The sequence below is a fragment of the Cupriavidus agavae genome (genome assembly GCF_004217045.1).
GTDB classification, from domain to species: domain Bacteria; phylum Pseudomonadota; class Gammaproteobacteria; order Burkholderiales; family Burkholderiaceae; genus Cupriavidus; species Cupriavidus agavae.
Genome location: NZ_SGXM01000006.1, coordinates 107,360 through 125,568, shown reverse-complemented (window position 1 = coordinate 125,568; position 18,209 = coordinate 107,360). Strand labels below are relative to the sequence as shown.

The window sequence follows — 18,209 nt, the reverse complement described above, 5'->3', positions numbered from 1 at the left end:
CTGATTCTGCTGGGATAGCCATGCCTTTCCGTTTTACCTCCCCAACCCGCCGTCGCCTGCTGTTCGCCCTCTCTTCGTTGGCAGCAATTTCCTTGGCTGGATGCGCCATGCACCAATCTCACGCCGGCAAGCTCACTCCCGCTCAGATTGAATTGCTTCAACACGAGGGTTTCACGTTGACCGAGAACGGCTGGGAATTGGGACTTTCTGAAAAGGTATTGTTCGGCGTCGACGAATACGTCATCACGCCGGAGCGTCAGACCCCGCTGTTGCGCCTGGGTAGGCTATTGGCAGACGCTGGCATCTCCGACTTGCAGATCAATGGTCATACGGACGATACAGGCAGCGATGACTACAATCAGAGATTATCCGTCCGCCGGGCGACGGCCGTTGCCCGCGTGCTGGACAGCGTTGGATATTCGCAAGATCAAGTGCGCGTAAAGGGATTCGGCAAGACCATGCCTATTGCGGACAATCGCACCGCCGCAGGGCGCGCGGAGAACCGGCGTGTTGCCATTGTCGTTTCGGTGGAATGAGCAGACGTCCTGCGCCGAGAGCCAACCCGAACATGAAGTCAGGCAGTGGACGGCACTCATGCTGCTTCTTCCACCGTTATTCAAGCTAGTGAACACTAAGCAGAAGTGCCAGCGTCACGCGGAGCGCACTGGCCACGAAAACGTTCAACGGTCAAAGTGAGACGGCGCCGCTATCCGCGACGAAGCCAGCCCGTCCTCAGGGGCGGAATCGTTTATTTTTTTGCCCCGTCAGTGTAGGGGTCAGCCTTACCGGACTTGGCACCGTCCAGATACGGATCGGGCTTGCCGACCTTAGCGCCATCGGTGTACGGATCAACCTGACGCGGCGCTAGGTCGGTGCGCGTGGATTTCTTCGCGCCGCCGGTGTACGGATCAAACTTCTTGTCGGACTTGGCGCCATCCAGGTACGGATCGGGCTTGCCTGTCTTGGCACCGTCGGTGTACGGGTCGACTTTCTTGTAAGTGTTCTGCGCGTGTGCCAGTTGCACGGCACCAGCGGCGGTGAGTGCGACAACGGTCAGCGTCGATAGGGTCTTTTTAAGCATCATCCTCTTCTCTTCTGGTTGGAGCCGGCCGTTAGGCGTCGGCGAACAGCGCTGCACGGGAATTACGGCGTTGCGAAGATGACCGTGCGGCGCTTCGCGCCATGACAACACGGGGCTGCGTGCTTGCCAATCAGACTGAAGAATATGTAAAGATAAACGGTTTGAAGATCGCCGGGAGTCCGATTGGAGAATCAAGGGTATTGGCTAAACATTCTTAGCGGGCAGACCATACTAATGTATATCCACCGGACCTGAGATCTCGCCAAATTGACATCCTCTCCTGCCTGAAGGCGGGGGATTCCTACCGCGTCTAAAACGATGATGCCCGTCTCAGATCGCCTCGACGGGTTCCTGCTTCACGGAGCGGCCCGACTGCACCGGCTCTCCACAGGCTGCAACGCGATGTCCTCGCGCCAAAATGTTGAGAGCGCCGACGACATCGGCGTTCTCTTCGTAACCGCATTCGACGCAGGCAAATTTTGCCTGCGTGGTCAGGTCCTTTCAGCCTTGGAGCGGCATGGCTTGCCACCCCACGTGCTTGAACTTGAGGTGACCGAAAACATCGTGATCGATGGCGACGAGCAGGTGCTCAATTCGCTCCAGCGCTTGCGTAATCTTGGTGTGGGAATTGCCTTCGATGACTTCTGGACGGGCTATGCTTCGCTCGGCTTGCTCAAGCGCTTCCCACTAAGCCGGATCAAATCGACCGTTCCTTCGTGCAAGGGATGCTCGAGTCAGAACGAGATGCTTCCATCGTTCGGGCGCTTATCGACATGGCGCGCAGCTTCGGGCTCGAAACGATCGCCGAGGGGGTCGAGACCGAGGAGCAACGTGAACGTTTGCGCGGTCTCGGGTGTCAGGAAGCGCAAGGCTTCCTATTTAGTCGCCCTGTACCACCGTTTCAACTTGCTGAAGCATTCAAACTCAGGCCTTATATGGGCCGACTTTGATCGCGTCAATCGCCAGTCGTCATGTGTATCTTGGAGCTTCCAAATCTGGCCTGAGGCAATTCTTTCGCCGAAGGCCATCCCTTGGGCTGGCGAAGGACAAGCGGACGTTACGGCGGCGCGCTTATTCAGCTGGCCGAGGCGGCGCGCCTGGAGGCGTCTTGTAACGGTTGTAGCTCCAAAGGTATTGTTCGGGAAACCTTCGGATCAACGTTTCCATCGCGTCGTTGAGCAGCGCAGCCTGGGCGGCGGGGTTATCCGGCATCTCGGCAGGCAATCGCATCAGGTGCAGCCGCCATCCACGCCCGCGTGGCAGCCGCTCGCCCGACGCGAGTATCACGGCCACTTTGAACTGTGCCGCCAGCTTTCCTGGCAGCGTCATAGTTAGCGCCTGCCGGCCAAAGAATGGAACCCATACGCCCTCGCCAAGACTGGGTGCCTGGTCGGGCAGCAAGCCTACGGCACCACCTTCACGCAGCGTCCGCATGAAGGCACGCACGCCTTGCGATGAGGCTGGCACGGCGGTCAAATCAGAGGTGGAGCGAGCGCTGTCCATCAACGCTCTCAGATATTCCTTGCTAGGCGTGCGGAACATCACAGTGAGCGGCATCCGCCTGGCTACGTATCGCGCCGTAATCTCGAAGCTGCCCAGGTGTGGTGTGAGGAACAAAATGCCCTTGCCCTCGGCGCGAGCCGTATCGATCACGTCCCAGTCGTCGCAAATGACCTGGGCGATGCTGTCGTCATTGCGAAACCAGATACGGCAGGTCTCGAGGATCATGGCGCCCGCTTCCGCCGCCGAGCGACGCGCAAAGCTGGCACCTGGATAACCGGCTTGTGCGGCATTCTCCTGGAGGCGCTGCCGATAACGCCCCGGCAAGACGTAGATAAGACGGCCTAGCGCACGACCGATGGCGTGCAACACGGGCAGGGGTAGCATCGCCAGCCCGCGGCAAAGTGTTGGCAGCCAATGAGAGCGAGTTTGAGATTCCAAGATCAAAGCGGAAACGGGGTGACTTTTGCGAATATAGCGCAGTGGTTCTACCGCTGCCGGCCGCTCAGATAAAGTGTCCCGTTGGAATAAATTGTTTCGCGGCATGGATATTGTGAGCATGCCGAAAATAAGTTGCTAAAGACGAGGGACGTGGCCGGATGCTTAGAGGCGCGTCATCTCCCCTGTGGAGGTTTGTAGCACAATCAGGCTTCAACTTTTGCGGTCCTGAACAGGAGATTTCGTTTTCGCATTCTGCGGTTGACGGCGTCTTTGCGGGGGCGTCTCGGACTGGCTCTGCGTGCCGGTTGCCCTGGCTGCCCCTGCCACATTCTGGCCTGCGCTGGTGCGATGGCAGGTGACAATCTGACTGGCACTCTGTGGCTATCTCTCGATTGGGCAACTTCCCGAAACGGTCCGATTCGGCGCTGAACGATTCCGATGGAGCGACCGCATCCACTCGATATTTAAAAGGCCCAGTAATACCGGTTCCGTACCTTCAACGGGAAAAGTGCCGTTTAAGGCATACAACCGATGCGCCCAGTGGAACCTTGCGACGGTAAATGCCCACTACTGAGGTTTCAAGCTTGAAAGTCGCTCCACCTTGTGTAAATGTGCTTTATTTATCACTTTCACTCGCAAAGTTTTCGGCGGGCTGATACCGAGCTGGACGCTATAGGCGTCCGCAAATCTCAAGAAAAGTCATCATGCACTGGCGTGCGCTCCCCACCATTTGGACGATGTGGATAAGTGTCACACGTTGATATATTCGTCAGCACGCGTTCGACGGAATCCGCTGCCTGCAGAGTCGATTGCGCTAGCGTCCCACGCAAGAGATAAAAGGAACTCCAAATGGATCAGCGAGTACGCTGGGTGACGACGTTCTACCGTGGCCTCTACATTTACGCGTTGGCTTACCAACTCCAAAGACGACTGCCCACCTCGTGCCCAGGGCCAAAATGGAGTTACTTCGTCGGCGTCGGGCGGACCGACGTGCCATCGATCAATACCGACTTTGACGATGACCGCAACGACGAATGCGACTACTTCACTCGTGAGGCTGCAGAACAGGCAGCGTTGCAGTTCGGGAGGCGCATCGTCAACGTTATGCTGGAATTCGAGTAGGCCCAGCAATATCACTGCTGGGACAGTCCGGGCACCCGTCCGCCGAAGCTCAGAATCGCGCATGATTCGTGCAATCTGTCTCGGCTCTAATAAAAGTCCATGCCAACGCGCAGTGGATCTTGGTCCCTCAAGTTCCATCGCTCGCGTACCGACATGCCTATAACTGCGGCCTCTCCGCTGCCATGCCGATTTTCCTTCCGCTTTGCGCGACCGTTTGTACCGCTATTTTCGTTTTGGCGTGCTTCGCCGCACGGAGGCCACGACGTCGCAGACGCATTGCAGCTCAACTCCGGCATTTGGATGAAGTCTTGGCCGTACGCTTGGCTCTCGCAAGAACGCCCGACCAACCTCGTGCAGCCTATAGCGCGCCCGCTATGCAAGCTCCAGCGATTGCATCGCAGTGGGATGCTTCGTCGTTTCCTGGACTCAACGAACGAATGCTCTCCTGCGACGGCGCACTAAGCTGCGCAGCGCAGCGCAGCCAGACCCGAACAGTTGACGGCGAAATGGTTCTTCCGTGCCCAAGGATAGTGGGCTTCTAGGAGGCTAGTCAGCCCTCGGCGCCTATCCATGTGGTCCGTAGCGGGTGATGCTGAGCCGCAAACGGGTAGAAGAAAAAAAACGCCACGACGGGGTAGGAAGTGGCGCAAATGGATTGCAAAGGGGCCGAGTTCTCGGCCAACCAAACATTCTCAAAATGCACCCGGCCGCGCATCGCCCGAACGGGTGATTCTTGGGAACCACAGGCGACCGTTTCTTCCATCTTGCAACTTGGCTTGCCGCTCCCTCGGAATCTAAAGCTTCTCGTGCAGGAAGTCGCGGGCGTGGTTCACCGTTATTACGCGGTCCACCGACCGTGTTCATCGATTTGTCAGCCCCGCAGCCGCTAGAACGCACAGTCACCTGCGCGGCTCAAGACGAGGGCTGCTCCCTTCCGAGCAATGTCCCGAACGCATTCAGCCGTCCAAAACGCTATCCCGTACGCCCGGCCTTTGGTATAGGCCCCAACTATCTAAGTTGTGTGCGCGAGTGTCCCTCACTATAAGACCGAAATACTCAGGCTGACCGTTAGCTCGACAAGGTTTCGCTGGAAGCAGGTTCCGCCAAAACTGTGACAAGGCGACCAGCTGGCCGACTCAGCTAGAATGGAATGCTCTGCGGCATGTAGTCTCGAGTCGAAATACTTCCTTTTGACACCGACTACATCTACGCTCCTTTGCTATTGATCTCGCCATGACAAAAGAACTAGTTCGCGTTCAAAGCGGTGTTCCAGGCTTCGATACCATCCTTTGCGGCGGACTGGTGCAAGGCGCGGCCTACATCGTTCAAGGAAGCCCTGGCGCCGGGAAAACGATCCTTGCCAACCAGATTGCCTTTCATCAAGCGAGGAATAGCGGGCGTATCTTGTACGTCACCTTGCTCGCCGAGTCGCACGACCGGCTCTTTCAGGCTCTGTCGACGTTCGGCTTCTATGATCCTGCGGCGGTCGGTCGCGAAGTGTTCTACATCAGCCTGTTCAACGTGCTGCGAGACGACGGACTTCCCGCCTTGGTCAAGGCACTGCGCACTGAACTTGCGCGACATAGTTGTACGACCCTAATCTTGGACGGGCTACTCATCGCAAAGGACAAAGCCGAATCCGCGCTAGACGTCAAAACATTCGTAGCGGAATTGCAGAGCCATGCCGCGTTCACCGGCTGCACGGTTTTGTTCCTGACGAGTGCGAGCATCGACGAAGTCAGCCCCGAGCATACGATGGTCGACGGCGTCATCCAACTGAAAGAGGAACTTGTCGGCATCCGGACGGTACGCCGCATTCGTGTCTCCAAATCCCGCGGTAGCGCGGGGCTGGGTGGTCTGCACCAATATCAGATTCTTCCCGCCGGAATTGAGATCTATCCCCGCTTGGAAGCGCTCCATCGCACTCCTTCACACGAACGATGGGTCGACGTCGAGCGCATTGAGACAGGTGTGCATGGCTTGGAGTTGTTAATCGGAGGCGGCCTCCCGGCGGCGGCAGTGACCCTACTGATGGGTCCGGCAGGCAGCGGTAAAACGACCTTTGGACTCAACTTCCTGAAGCTCGCAACTTCGCAGGACCCGGGTCTTTTCTTCGGCTTCTATGAATCGCCGCAGAGATTGAAAGCCAAAAGCCGAGCTCTGGGGATGGATCTGGAAGCGCTGGAGGCAACCGGCGCGGTCTCGATCGTCTGGAACCCGATGACAGAGAACTTTCTGGATCATCTCGGTCACCAACTCCTGGCGGCCGTACGCGAGCGCGGTGTGCGAAGGCTCTTTGTCGACGGCATTGCGGGCTTCCAGCGTTCTGCGTTTGAACCAGCACGGCTCATCGAGTTCTATACCGCGCTGGCTAATGAATTGCGCGCCTTGGGTGTATCGACAATCGCAACGCTGGAGATGCCGGAAGTCGATGGGGTTCTGGGCACGGATCCGCCGCCTGAATACGGTAGTCTGATGGATAATCTGGTTCATCTTCGCCACGCGCGCCAAGACGGCGAAGTACGAAGGTTCATCGGCGTAGTCAAGATGCGTGATAGCGCATTCGATACCACCTTCCACGACGTGGTGATCGAATCTGGCGGATTGCGAGTCGCTAACCGCCTGGATGTGTCGGAGGCTCGCGGCGTGCGCGACTTGACTTCGAATAGTGCCGGTGCGCAACCATCCCACGAGTCCTGAACCATGGCAACCGTAGTCGTCATTGACGACGAGACAATGAACGCCGATGCTTTGGCGTTCCTGCTCGCGGCCGAGGGATTGGATGTTCATACTGCTGCCGACGGAGCAGCGGGATTGCTGCTGATTGCCAAGGTAAAACCGGCTGTCGTGATTACAGATTTCATGATGCCGATCATGACGGGCCTTGAACTCGCAAAAGCGATGCGGTCAAACACCGCATTTCAGCACATCCCCCTTATTTTGCTGACTGCTGCACAGGCTGACGTCGGTCGCCAGCATCCGGAATACTTTGATGAAGTCTTCGAGAAGCCCTGCTTGCCTGCGGAGATAATCCACGCTGTGCTACGCCTTGCTCGAGTTCGAGGGATTACTCCTTAATGCAAGGGACACGCGCATCTCACACACCCTCTGACGGCATCAACCTGGACGGGCTAAGGGTGATGATCGTCGATGATAGTCGGGATGCGGCGGACAGCGTCGGATTCCTGCTCGAAACGATGTCGTGCCAGACAAGAGTGTTCTATCGCGGTTTGCAAGCTCTGCATGAGGCGCCAGACTTCATGCCACAGGTGGCGCTTCTCGACATCGATTTGCCCGATATAGACGGTTGTTCGCTCGCTCGGGATTTGCGGGCAGCTTCAAACGCGCACCCTATCACCCTCATCGCCATAACAGGGTGGGACAAAGATGTTGATCGGGCGCGGGCTCGCGCCGCAGGCTTTGACCATTACTTGGTAAAGCCGGTCTCCATCCATGAGGTGGTCGATATCCTGCTGCGCGTCGCAGCGGCACGGGGCCCCGGTTGCGTTTGAACCGATCGCTCGAACCTTCGAAAGGGCTAAGAACCCGGCTCCCCTTTCACTTATGGCCGTTACCCGGATTCGATTGCAATCCCAAGCTGACGGCGGCCAAAATCTGGTTTTCTCTCGGCAACATTCGCTTTTGCGGTAATAAATACTGATACTCCGCTGCAGTGGGACCCAAATGTGTTCACCCTTCCCAGCCACAAACGATGGCAGTCCGAAGAGTGGCGCTGGCTCTCATATGGCAATGGATCCGATCGGCTGGCTTTCAGGTGTAAGAAGCCCGAGATTTGTACAAGGGAGCTTGAACTACCCGAGGACGTGTCACATCACACGTAAGTGTTGCGACTTGTCGAGCCTACGGGTGCTGCAGCCCACGGAAGGACTCCGATCATGACGGATCTTGTTCCTAATGGTCTGTCCACCTAGTGGCTTGTTCCGTCCGGACGGAGTCGAGGTTGACAGGTGCAGCAGGACGGATAGCAGCAATGAGATGGGCAAGGAAGCCAACAGCGAGGTTGCCAGCAGCAGGGCACTGGCCAACAAGGGAATCAGCAGCAGAACCAGGAGAATCAGCAAGGCGCAAGCAACAGCGTAAGGAGTAACGCCGCCGGAATTTAGCCTTCCAGGCTTATGAGAAGCCGCCTGCGTGCGGTTTCTCTAACTGAGCCCGATTACACCCGAACTCATACATCCCGAAAATTAGCCGCAGCATTGAGGCCAGATGCAGCAAACCGGTCGTGAGAACGGTCTGTTCTCGCGCCTGTCCTGATCGCACGCACTTAGCGGGAAGGTAAATCCGCTATCGCGCTCGCCGAACTAACACTGCCAGGCGAGAAACTGCTAGTGAACCGACGAGACAACCACTTCAGATGCGCTTGCGCCTGCCCTTCACGTTCAGCGAGAGTTTTCAGCTGGAAAGAGCGAGCTTCAGACCAGCCAGAGAGGCCTGTAATGAGGAGAGCCTTTTAGCCTCTTCGGTTGCATCCGCATCCTTTGCTTGCAGCGCGCAAAGACGACGCTCTGTTGCCGCGATCTCGGCTCTCGTTTCGAGCATGTACCGGTTAAGCATCACTACATCGCGGAATCGGCGCTGCGCCATTACTGCCTCCTATTCTTCCTTCCAGCTTAGATCCAGAACGAAGGGATGTCCTGATAGTTCGGCCGTACGGAAAGCACCTCATTTGAACAGCCACGTGTGAGCGCCGTACCGTTTCGTCGACGCCTGATTGGCGTAGCTAGCTCCGATGTGAGCGCTTGTTGGCAAAAAGGATACCGACCGGTGCTGCCCCACGAGCGGAGGCCGTCGAGTCAGACGCACAGTGATCCAGAGGCCTAGTTGTCTACGACAGAAGTCGTAAGGCGAGCAGACCATCGCCGATCTATTATTTTTCTAATCAGCCGATAAGATGCGATGAAAGAGGCTACTTGCGGGTGCAGATCGCATTTAAGGTGTTAGCCTTGACCCCTTCCAAAAGCCGAACGTAGTTCTCTGCGATCGCTATTTACTCCCAGGAGTTGCAATTGACTGAGCATTTTAAATCCCTCGAGAAAAATACGGCCTATTGGGGCGTACCATGGGAAGAGGCTTATGGTTATGCGCAAGCGGTGCAGGTGGGCAACGAGATCTACGTGTCAGGTCAACTGAGCCACGACAGCAATGGCAACTTGATTGCACCCGCCGAACTCGACCAGAACGGCAAACCGAGGGATTTCTCCACAATGGAAGCCCAGATGCGTGCAACCTATGAAAACCTCGCCACGCTTCTTGGCCGATTCGGTGCGACGCTGGACAATGTCGTTGAAGAAACGCTCTACGTTCTGGATGTCGATGCCGCCTTCGCAGTAGCGGGAAAGGTCCGTAAGGCAGCGTACGGAGCAGAGCGCCCCCAATGCGCCAGCAATCTGATCGGTGTCTCGCGGCTTGCAATGCCCCCGCAGTTGATTGAGATTGCTTGTAAGGCAGTGCTGGTACCGAAGGCAACTGCCTAAGTCGCTCCACGGCCCTCATCATACGAGCCGGACTGCGGTCCCGAACTGCCATCGACGCTGTTCGAGGCGGTTCGGGTCGTGAGCTCAATGTCACGAAGTCGAAATACGTCGGACCGTAGGTGCGAAGGCACGCTTCCGCACTAAAGATCTTCGAGGGGATTCTCGTCTTCAGGCCGTAGTGTAGCGCCTAGACTCCTTCAGCCGGCTTCACACACAGCACAATCGAAGTGGACGTCTGGAGGGAGTCACCGTCCAATCTGACAAAACCCCGACGGATCATCGCCAAGACACTGCCCCAAGGAATCAACTCATCCACGTTGCGTGCAACATTAAAGACGCGCACATAGCCGGTGAACCCTCCAGATAGCGGAGATACCTGCAATGTCCCTTTATGCCCTTGTTGCAGGCTTGCCAGGATCATCTTTTGGCGCTCCGTGATGTTGTCCGGCCGTTTGATAAGTGTTGGCACTGCTTCTCCTCGGCAATCTCTTGTAGTCCAGAAAAATAGCAAATTGGGCTACTTCGACAATACCCGTTTGGGTGAACACCGCGAACAATGCCAACTGTGAGGGTGCTCCGGCCGCTATCGCCGCCGCTCTTTCGCTCGTGTGACTCGTCTGTTCAGACGTTACCAACGCCGAGTAGCGCCAAAGGGCCAACCGCTATCGCGATTTTTCCCTGCAGACCGTTGTTCGAACTCTCAAGCCGCGCGTGGGCCAACGGGATGTCGGCGAGGGAATAGACAGCACCGACGTGCGGGCGCAGTTGGCCGCGCTCAACCAACGCACTGAGCTCATCGAGCTTGCCTCGGTTCTGTCCTGTGAACACGAAGTGATAGCTCGCGTTCTTACCCCATGCGTGCAACAGATTCTGAGGCTGCGCAGTATCAACGATCGATACGACGCGCCCAAGTTGGCCGAGAGCTTCGGGACTGCGGGTCAACGTGTTACCACCAATAGTATCGAACACAACATCAACGCCTTGGCCGGCTGTCTCGCGAAGAATTGCGGCCACGTAATCCTCTTTTTGATCGGAATGCGCGTCAAACCTCGCCCTTCAGGGCGGGGAAGGGTAGCGCGGACGCCGTAGGCGTCCTTTGCTGCGGTTAATGTGGCGTTTTCTGTTGTTCGATGTACTGGCGTACGATCTCGATGGGGTGCCCCGCCACAGCTTCCGGCAAAGTAGGACGGCGACCATAGCGCAGCGCCCCACAGCTTCTTGCGGATACTGGGGTAACGTTTTTGCCTTATCATGCGCTGGACACGCCCTTGAGGCTGTTCACCAGCGACGACACCGAGACCTTGGGTGGAATGTTCACCAGCAGGTGGACGTGGTCTTCCTCGCCATCGAACTCCACCAGTTCGGCCTCGAAGTCGCGGCTCTGGGCTGGGAGACTTTCCCGCCTCAGTTGGGCGCTTGCTTCACACTTGGGGGAGTCGACGACGATCGCTCTCGTTACCATCGACCAGCTGATCTGCGCGGGGAAGGACCCTATGGCCTCCCCTTGCTTGCGGTGCTATGGTGTATCCCCAGCTCCGTCGGGATGAGGACAGGCGTCCTGTGACCGGCGGGCGGGAGACGCAGCGGTGTTGCGACCCGACAAGAACGCGAGACCATGTCCAGATCGATCCCTCCCCTGAATCCCCTCCGAGCGTTCGAGGTGGCCGCGCGGCACCTCAGCTTCACCCGTGCTGCCGAGGAATTGTTTGTCACTCCCTCCGCGGTCAGCCACCAAGTCAAGACGCTTGAGGAAAACTTGGGCGTGCAGCTTTTCATCCGCGACGCAAAGGCGCTGGTGCTGACGCCGGCCGGCACCGCCTATCTGCCCGCAATACAGATCGCATTCAAGCAGTTGGCGGATGCCACGCATCGGCTGCACAGCAAGGACCGTCCTGAGCTCAAGGTCAACATGCCGCCAACGTTTGCGGTCAAGTGGCTGATCCCGCGGATGAACCGCTTCATGCAGGCGCATCCCGATATCGACCTCAAGGTTTCCACATCGAACCACCGTATCGACTTCGAACGCGACGACTTCGACTTGGCTATTCGTTATGGCAGGGGTGATTATCCTGGCCTGTATTCGCGCCTGTGCCTGCCCGTGGAGGTCATCCCGGTTTGCAGTCCCCTTCTGCTGCAGGGCACTGCGCCACTGAATCAGCCCTCCGACCTGCAACACCACACCCTGCTGCACGACGACAGCACTTACACTGACGTGAGTAACCCGGATTGGGCGATGTGGCTCGAACACGCCGGCATCACCAATGTGGATGCCAGCCGAGGCCCGTCTTTCTGGCCTAGCCATTTAGTCATCAATGCTGCGATCAGTGGGCTCGGCGTGGCGCTGGTCAAGAAGAACTGGATCGAGCAGGACCTCGAAGAGGGCCGGCTCGTCAGGCTTTTCGAATCAATTCGCCTGCCCGTGGAGTTCTCCTACTTCATCGTCTTCCCGCGCGAGCGTCTCGATGATCTGCGTGTACGCAGCTTCGCCGACTGGATCTGCGGCGAGACAGCCGCGCTGCGGGAGCCGGCGGTGCCGTTCAGCGAAGAGCCGGTGCAGTTGTAGCCACCGATGTCGCCGTAGCCACCGAAGCGGTAGCGCCAGCATCGGCTTTCTTGCGCACGCGCGACTTGAGCCGCTCGATGTCCACCACGAAACGGCGATGCGTGCCAGTGCATACTGTTTCCACGTCGTCGTGCGCGGCGACGCGAAACGTTACGCTGCGACCCTCCACAGCAATGACCTCAACCTCGATGCGCAACTCGCCGCCTAAGGGCGTGGCGCCGGCGTGCTCGACGGATACCTCAGTGCCGACCGAACTCTGCCCTGGCGCGACGTGACCCTGCAGGAAATCCAGGCAGGTCTGCTCAATATCGCGTACAAGTTCGGGCGTCGCGTAGATGCGGAGATCGTCTCCGAGGAAATCGATCGTGCGTGCACGGTCGATCGCCAGCGTGCGGGTGCATCGTGCACCCAATTCGATGTTTTTTACCATGGTGTCTCTCGTTTCAGTCGGCCAGCCGATAGATACGTGCGGCGTTGTCATGCAGCAAGGCATGCTGCTGTGATGGGGTATAAATGGAGATGGCCTCAACGAACCCTGCCAGGATGGTGGCGTATGACGCCACGAGGCTGTCTACGGGATAGTTGCTGGCGAACATGCAGCGATCCGCGCCGAAGATCGAAATCGTGTCGCGAATGACGGGCACATTGTCGGCCCCGGTCCAGGGCCGGCCGGGTAATCCCAGACCTGACACCTTCACCGCGACATTGGGCTCGCGCGCCAGCTTCTCCATGGCGCGACGCCAACCCGCCAACCCGGATGGGCTCCGATCCGCCGGTAGCCCGGTATGGTTGAGGATGAGCTGGGTTGCAGGAAAATCCCGCACGAGGTCGGCCGCCTGATCCAGGTTCCACCATGGTGCCTGCAGGTCGAACGACATGCCGTGGCGAGCCAGCTGGGAATAGCCGCGCCGCCACCGTTCGTCATCCATCGAGCCCGCTTGGCCCCGGCGGGCGTCCTCGCGGCGTGCCGACGTGGCCGGCTTGTTTCGGATGCCACGCATCCTGCCGTAAGCTGCATGGCCTGCCAGTACTGCGTCGACGTCGCCCCGGTCAAGTTGCGCGTGTCCGACGATTGCCGTTGGCCGCCCATGTTCCTGCGCCAGGGCGTCGACCCAGGCGGTCTCATCGACGGGGTCGCCGCGTGCCCATTCGGCTTCGATGTGGACAGTTTTCACAGGTGCGAGGCCTGCGGTGTCACGCGCGTAGTCTGCCGGCAGGTAGTTTCGACGCAGCGCGCTGTAGTCTCCGTACCGGAAGTTGGGCACCGTTTCGCCTTGCAACCACGGATACGGGTTGCGCGTCAGGTCCCAGAAGTGCGGGTGAGCGTCGATATACGGCGCATCGAATGCGAACGCCGTGGGTTCGGGAGCGGTATTAGTCATCGTGCGGCCGTCTGGGCGGCGATGCGCTGGGCGAGCGGTCGAAACTGCACTGCCTCACGAGCCATTTCCGACTGAAGGGTTGCGTCGTCGGCATAGGTGTCCGTACTGAAATGCAGCTTCTCCAGCGTCTGGCGCATGATCGGCTCCTGGACCGACTTCGCGATCGCCGTCTTCAGCACGGCCAACACTTCGGGCGGCGTGCCCTTGGGTGCCGAGATTCCGCGCCAGATACCCATCGACAAATCGATGTGGCGCTCCTTGAGCGTCGGCACATTCTCAAAACCTGCGACGCGTCGGTCGGCCATCACCGCCAGCACCTTGAGCTTGCCAGCCTCGACATGCGTCGCTACCTCTGCCGTACTCACGGTCACCGCATCGATATGCCCGCCGAGCAGCGCCAGCGTGGCGGGCGCACCGCCGGCATACGGGATGTCGTTAAAGCGTGCCCCGGTTTTTTCGGCCAGCGCCGCGGAGGCCATGTGCCATGCCGAACCCTGCCCCGCCGTACCCACCCGGATATTGGCGCCAGGCTTGCGGGCCTCGGCCAGGAATTGCTCCAGTGTGGTCCACGGCGCGTCGGCCCGGACGACAACTGCCGCCGGATCAGCGTTAAGACGAGCTATTGGCACGAGATCCTGATAGGTGAATTTGGCCAACCCGAGGGCATTCAAGAACGTCAATTCGCTCGATGACAGGACGAGCTTATAGCCGTCCGGCTTCGCATTGACGACTTCTCCCAAGCCCACCGCGCCCGTGGCGCCTGGCTTGTTCAGGACCACAAGCGGTTGCGGCAGATGCTTGGCGGCAGCGGCGGCCAGCGCCCGGGCTACCACGTCCGCGCCACCCCCAGCCTGCCAGGGCACGATCAGCTCGACACGCCGGTTAGGATAGCTCTGCGCGAACGCGGGCAGGTTGCAGCCTAGCGCGGCGAGTGCCATGGTGCCGAACACGAGTCGCCGGCGTGAAGCATGTACGGGGGTCATCCCGGTCTCCTTGATGGTCTTTTTCGAATCGGCAGGTCTGAGCCCGCTCGTTGTTCAAGCTCTCTTGCGAACCGGAGGCTGTTCCGCATCCTGCGCACCAAAGGCACCCTCCGCGCGCAGGCGCGCCACGCAAGCAGCGTCAAGGCCGAATTCGGCCAGCACTTCGTCGGTGTGCTGCCCCAGCAGCGGCGCCGGATAGCGCACCTGCTGAGGCGTGCCCCAAAGCTTCACCGGAAAGCCTAGCGCCTTGGTCGTGCCCTCCACCGGATGTTCGATCTCGAGCACCATGTTACGCGCGACGGCCTGCTCGCTCACCAGTGCTTCGTCGTAGGTGGCAATCGGTCCGGCTGGCACCCCCGCAGCGAGAAGCGCGTCTACCCATTCGTCGGCCGGCCGCCGAGCGAACTCGACCTCGATTTCCCGAATCAGGCTGTCTCGATGCCGTATCCGCGCCGCGTTGTCGACAAATCGCGGATCATCCACCAGCTCGGGGCGCCCGATGACTTCGCAAAGCGCTTTCCATAGCTTGGGGTTGGCGGCGCCGATCACGAAGTGGCGGTCAGCGGCACGCACGGCCTGATATGGCGCACTCATCCGGTTGGCGCTGCCAATCGGCACCGGCACCCCACCCGTTCCCCAATACTCGGCGGACTCCCAGACCGACAACCCCAGCGCGGTCTCGAAGAGCGAGGCATCGACGTACTGCCCCTGCCCCGTTTGTGCGCGCCCCATCAAGGCGCTGAGAATGCCGTAGGCCGTGAACAAGCCTGCCCCCAGGTCTGCGATGGGCACGCTGGACTTCACCGGCGGCGCCTCGGGATGGCCCATGACGCTCATCACGCCGGACATTGCCTGCGCGATCAGATCCAGGCCCGGGCGGCTCGACCACGGCCCGGTCTGCCCGAACCCCGAAATGCTCGCGTAGACCAGGCGGGGGTTAATCGGGCTCAGCGTGGCATGGTCGATCTTAAGGCGCGCCGCTACGCCGGGCCGATTGTTCTCGACGAGGACATCCGCACCGCGGACCAGTTCGTAAAAGGCTTCCAGCCCGGCCGGATTCTTGAGATCGATCTCGACGCTACGCTTGTTGCGGTTCAGTGCGAGAAAGCCACCACTGTCATCGCCCTTGAGCCGAAACCCCATGGCTTTGCGGGTCTGATCACCCACCCCCGGCGTTTCGACCTTGATGACGTCGGCACCCATGTCGCCCAGCAGCATGCAACAAAACGGACCAGCCATGATCTGGCTGACATCCAGGACCTTGATGTTCGATAACGGCAAATTCATGGAAGCACCTTACAAATTGGAGGGGGAACACACCGGGGCGTGCGGCGCGTGGTCTATCGCGCGACGAACTGCGGGCGCGACTTCGATACGAACGCATCGAAACCGATGCGAAAGTCCTCGGTGTCAAAGCACGCGTACGCCTCGTTTTCCTCATGAGCCTCCAGCGGCGTAGGCTCCTGCAGCCTGCGCACGAAGCGCTTATGCCAGCGGGCCACCAGCGGGGCCCCCTGCGCGATACGACGTGCGGTCGCGTAGGCTTCCTCGGGCACATCGGCATCGGGAACAACCCGGTTCACCAGCCGCATTTCTTTCGCTTCAGCCGCGCCAAATACACGACCTTCGAGCACGATCTCCAACGCCGCTGCCGGGCCGGCGAGCGCCATCAGTCCGCCCAACTCGCCGTACGACATCACCAGACCCAGCCGATTGACAGGTACGCCGAAGCGGCTCGACTGTCCGCAGATTCGCATGTCGCACATGGATGCGATCTCCAGGCCGCCGCCTACGCATGCCCCCTGGATCAGCGCCAGAGTGGGATGCTTGCAATCGGCAATCGCGCGCATCGTGGCATGCGTGATCTGCCCATACTCGCTCGCTTGCTCGGCGGTGAACCGACGTGTGCGGAACTCTTCGATGTCCGCACCAGCGGCAAACGCCTTGTCGCCCGCACCGCGCAGGACGACGCAACGCACGTCGTCGTCGGCTGAAAGCGTGGCCATGGCATCCGTCAGGTTCTGCCACATCGACAGGTCCAGCGCGTTGAGCTTCTCGGGATTGTTCAGCGTGACGGTGGCAATTGCGCCATCGCGTTCGATCAGGATCGGCTGTCTCATGGTGTCTCGTTGGTGTAAGGGTGTCCGGCAAGCCATGATGGCGTGCTGGCTAGCAGTCTAGGGGCGAGCAGGCACGCGGCAAAACGAGAAAAACTCGACCGGCCTTCAAGAAAATCTAAGGCGTTGGCGTTGTGAATTTTTCTTGCAGGGGCTTCAAGTAATTCCACGTTGTCCGCGCACCGCCTTGTTCCTAGACTTCGACTCCATTCCCGCCCCGAATCCGGCTTTTCGAAGGCTGGCCTCGACGCTCAGCTTCGACGCTCCTTCTTGGTTCGCAGCATTGATTCCCGGCGGTGATTCCAAATCCCATTCAAAACCGGGATTGCCGCACCGCACCATGGTCGCGGGCAACCATCAGGAGACACCATGCCGCTGATCCAATACATCACACAAATCCAGATTGACTTTGGTGCCATCAAACTGTTGGCACAGGAATGCGAGCGCATCGGCATCACGCGTCCGCTGGTAGTCACCGACGCAGGCGTAAGAGCCGCCGGAATCGCTCAGCGCGCGCTCGAACAGTTCCCTCCCGGCATGGAGGCGGTGATCTATGACGGTACGCCGTCGAACCCGACCGAAAGCGCCATGCGCGAGGCTGTTGCGCTGTACCGTGATTACCGCTGCGACGGGATCATCGCTATTGGGGGCGGCTCGCCGATCGACCTGGCCAAGGGCGTCGCGGTGTGCGCGACCCATGACGGCCCGTTGCGACAGTTTGCTGCCGTCGAGGGCGGCGTAGCCCGCATCACCGCAGCAACGGCCCCGGTTATCGCTGTTCCCACCACGGCCGGCACTGGCAGCGAGGTGGGGCGTGGCGCCGTCCTGATTCTCGATGACGGCCGCAAGGTTGGCGTGCTGTCTCCCCATATCGTGCCCCGCGTAGCCATCTGCGACCCGGAACTGACGTTCGGGCTGCCACCTGGCCTCACGGCCGCCACCGGCATGGATGCCATCGCCCACTGCATGGAGACGTTCATGGCGCCGGCCTTCAATCCGCCGGCTGACGGCATCGCGCTGGACGGCCTGCGTCGCGGCTGGCAGCACATCGAACTGGCCCAGCGCGAGCCCAACAACCGAGACGCGAGGCTGGCAATGATGAGCGCTTCGACCCAGGGCGCGCTGGCCTTCCAGAAGGGACTTGGCTGCGTGCACAGTTTGAGCCACGCGCTGGGCGGCCTCATGCCCACACTGCATCACGGCACGCTCAACGCCGTGCTGCTGCCTGCCGTCATCCGGTTCAACGCCCAGTCGCCCTCGGTGCGCGATGAGGACCGGCTGGGGCGAATGGCGCAGGCGATGGGCCTCGGCAGCGCTGCCGATGTCGAGGGGGCCATCGTCGAGAAGAGCCGCCGCCTGGGTCTGCCGACCGGACTTGCGCAGATGGGGGTCGACCCGGCTTTGTTCCCCCGCGTAATCGATTACGCCATGGCCGATCACTGCCACAAAACCAATCCACGCATCGCCAGCCCGTCGGACTACCTCGCGATGCTCACGGAATCGCTCTGACGCCGCCGCATCAGGC

General features: G+C 59.6%; 17 protein-coding genes and 4 pseudogenes. 9 read left to right on the top strand and 12 right to left on the bottom strand.

From position 1 onward, the window contains the following. Nucleotides 1-20: 20 nt before the first annotated feature. Entirely contained in the window at nucleotides 21-536 is a 516-nt protein-coding gene (locus EV147_RS19560) for an OmpA family protein (protein ID WP_130392892.1), read from the top strand. A 212-nt stretch (nucleotides 537-748) separates the two neighbouring features. Here the strand turns inward: EV147_RS19560 and EV147_RS19555 are convergent, their stop codons facing one another. Both EV147_RS19555 and EV147_RS26340 read right to left on the bottom strand, forming a co-directional pair. Then, a complete protein-coding gene (locus EV147_RS19555) occupies nucleotides 749-1,081 on the bottom strand; it encodes a hypothetical protein (RefSeq protein ID WP_130392995.1) in 333 nt (110 codons plus the stop codon). A 330-nt stretch (nucleotides 1,082-1,411) separates the two neighbouring features. Further along, a pseudogene (locus EV147_RS26340) lies at nucleotides 1,412-1,570 on the bottom strand (RNA-guided endonuclease InsQ/TnpB family protein); the annotation flags it as partial. Between EV147_RS26340 and EV147_RS26495 the strand changes: the two are divergent. After that, nucleotides 1,520-2,031, top strand: a pseudogene (locus tag EV147_RS26495) (EAL domain-containing protein). The pseudogenes EV147_RS26340 and EV147_RS26495 sit on opposite strands and share 51 nt — an antisense overlap. A gap of 121 nt (nucleotides 2,032-2,152) precedes the next feature. On the opposite strand, the gene EV147_RS19540 reads toward EV147_RS26495, so the two are convergent. Beyond that, a complete protein-coding gene (locus EV147_RS19540; protein ID WP_407923266.1) occupies nucleotides 2,153-2,995 on the bottom strand; it encodes a lysophospholipid acyltransferase family protein in 843 nt (280 codons plus the stop codon). An 876-nt stretch (nucleotides 2,996-3,871) separates the two neighbouring features. On the opposite strand from EV147_RS19540, the gene EV147_RS19535 reads away from it, so the two are divergent. The 4 genes from EV147_RS19535 (at nucleotide 3,872) to EV147_RS19520 (ending at nucleotide 7,656) form a co-directional block, all read left to right on the top strand. Then, nucleotides 3,872-4,144, top strand: coding sequence for a hypothetical protein (locus tag EV147_RS19535; protein ID WP_130392890.1), 273 nt, complete (start codon nucleotides 3,872-3,874; stop codon nucleotides 4,142-4,144). A gap of 1,233 nt (nucleotides 4,145-5,377) precedes the next feature. Continuing rightward, on the top strand, nucleotides 5,378-6,844 hold the full coding sequence (locus EV147_RS19530) for an ATPase domain-containing protein (RefSeq protein ID WP_130392889.1): 1,467 nt from the start codon (nucleotides 5,378-5,380) through the stop codon (nucleotides 6,842-6,844). Between the two features lie 3 nt (nucleotides 6,845-6,847). Beyond that, the gene (locus EV147_RS19525) at nucleotides 6,848-7,222 is read left to right on the top strand and encodes a response regulator (RefSeq protein ID WP_130392888.1); all 375 of its coding nucleotides are present in this window, start codon (nucleotides 6,848-6,850) and stop codon (nucleotides 7,220-7,222) included. Nucleotides 7,223-7,284: 62 nt separating this feature from the next. Then, nucleotides 7,285-7,656 carry a response regulator gene (locus EV147_RS19520; RefSeq protein WP_157994709.1) on the top strand — a complete coding sequence of 124 codons (372 nt, stop codon included), beginning with the start codon at nucleotides 7,285-7,287 and terminating at the stop codon, nucleotides 7,654-7,656. A gap of 901 nt (nucleotides 7,657-8,557) precedes the next feature. Here the strand turns inward: EV147_RS19520 and EV147_RS19515 are convergent. Further along, nucleotides 8,558-8,749 (bottom strand): hypothetical protein, encoded by a 192-nt coding sequence (locus tag EV147_RS19515; protein ID WP_130392886.1) that lies wholly within the window; start codon nucleotides 8,747-8,749, stop codon nucleotides 8,558-8,560. Nucleotides 8,750-9,171: 422 nt separating this feature from the next. Between EV147_RS19515 and EV147_RS19510 the strand changes: the two genes are divergently transcribed. Beyond that, a complete protein-coding gene (locus EV147_RS19510) occupies nucleotides 9,172-9,639 on the top strand; it encodes a Rid family hydrolase (protein WP_130392885.1) in 468 nt (155 codons plus the stop codon). Nucleotides 9,640-9,826: 187 nt separating this feature from the next. Here EV147_RS19510 and EV147_RS19505 read toward each other — a convergent pair whose 3' ends face one another. The 3 genes and pseudogenes from EV147_RS19505 to tnpA all read right to left on the bottom strand — a co-directional run. Then, nucleotides 9,827-10,108: a hypothetical protein gene (locus EV147_RS19505; RefSeq protein ID WP_130392884.1), complete on the bottom strand. Its 282-nt coding sequence runs from the start codon at nucleotides 10,106-10,108 to the stop codon at nucleotides 9,827-9,829. Between the two features lie 152 nt (nucleotides 10,109-10,260). After that, nucleotides 10,261-10,668, bottom strand: a pseudogene (locus EV147_RS19500) (zinc-binding dehydrogenase); the annotation flags it as partial. A gap of 76 nt (nucleotides 10,669-10,744) precedes the next feature. Beyond that, a pseudogene (gene tnpA / locus EV147_RS19495) lies at nucleotides 10,745-11,014 on the bottom strand (IS200/IS605 family transposase); the annotation flags it as partial. Between the two features lie 240 nt (nucleotides 11,015-11,254). Here tnpA and EV147_RS19490 point away from each other — a divergent pair. Further along, nucleotides 11,255-12,202 (top strand): transcriptional regulator GcvA, encoded by a 948-nt coding sequence (locus EV147_RS19490; RefSeq protein ID WP_130392883.1) that lies wholly within the window; start codon nucleotides 11,255-11,257, stop codon nucleotides 12,200-12,202. On the opposite strand, the gene EV147_RS19485 is transcribed toward EV147_RS19490, so the two are convergent. From EV147_RS19485 to EV147_RS19465, 5 genes are read right to left on the bottom strand one after another with little or no spacing between them, the layout of a single operon-like run. Next, nucleotides 12,177-12,632 (bottom strand): thioesterase family protein, encoded by a 456-nt coding sequence (locus EV147_RS19485; RefSeq protein ID WP_130392882.1) that lies wholly within the window; start codon nucleotides 12,630-12,632, stop codon nucleotides 12,177-12,179. The two genes, EV147_RS19490 and EV147_RS19485, sit on opposite strands and share 26 nt — an antisense overlap. A 13-nt stretch (nucleotides 12,633-12,645) precedes the next feature. After that, nucleotides 12,646-13,584, bottom strand: coding sequence for an amidohydrolase family protein (locus tag EV147_RS19480; RefSeq protein ID WP_130392881.1), 939 nt, complete (start codon nucleotides 13,582-13,584; stop codon nucleotides 12,646-12,648). Then, nucleotides 13,581-14,567 (bottom strand): Bug family tripartite tricarboxylate transporter substrate binding protein, encoded by a 987-nt coding sequence (locus EV147_RS19475; RefSeq protein ID WP_130392880.1) that lies wholly within the window; start codon nucleotides 14,565-14,567, stop codon nucleotides 13,581-13,583. The genes EV147_RS19480 and EV147_RS19475 overlap by 4 nt, the downstream gene beginning before the upstream one ends. Nucleotides 14,568-14,621: 54 nt before the next feature. Next, a complete protein-coding gene (locus EV147_RS19470) occupies nucleotides 14,622-15,854 on the bottom strand; it encodes a CaiB/BaiF CoA transferase family protein (protein WP_130392879.1) in 1,233 nt (410 codons plus the stop codon). Nucleotides 15,855-15,907: 53 nt separating this feature from the next. Next, on the bottom strand, nucleotides 15,908-16,687 hold the full coding sequence (locus tag EV147_RS19465; protein ID WP_130392878.1) for an enoyl-CoA hydratase-related protein: 780 nt from the start codon (nucleotides 16,685-16,687) through the stop codon (nucleotides 15,908-15,910). Nucleotides 16,688-17,053: 366 nt separating this feature from the next. Between EV147_RS19465 and EV147_RS19460 the strand changes: the two genes are divergently transcribed. After that, nucleotides 17,054-18,193 (top strand): iron-containing alcohol dehydrogenase, encoded by a 1,140-nt coding sequence (locus tag EV147_RS19460; RefSeq protein WP_130392877.1) that lies wholly within the window; start codon nucleotides 17,054-17,056, stop codon nucleotides 18,191-18,193. Nucleotides 18,194-18,209: the final 16 nt, after the last annotated feature.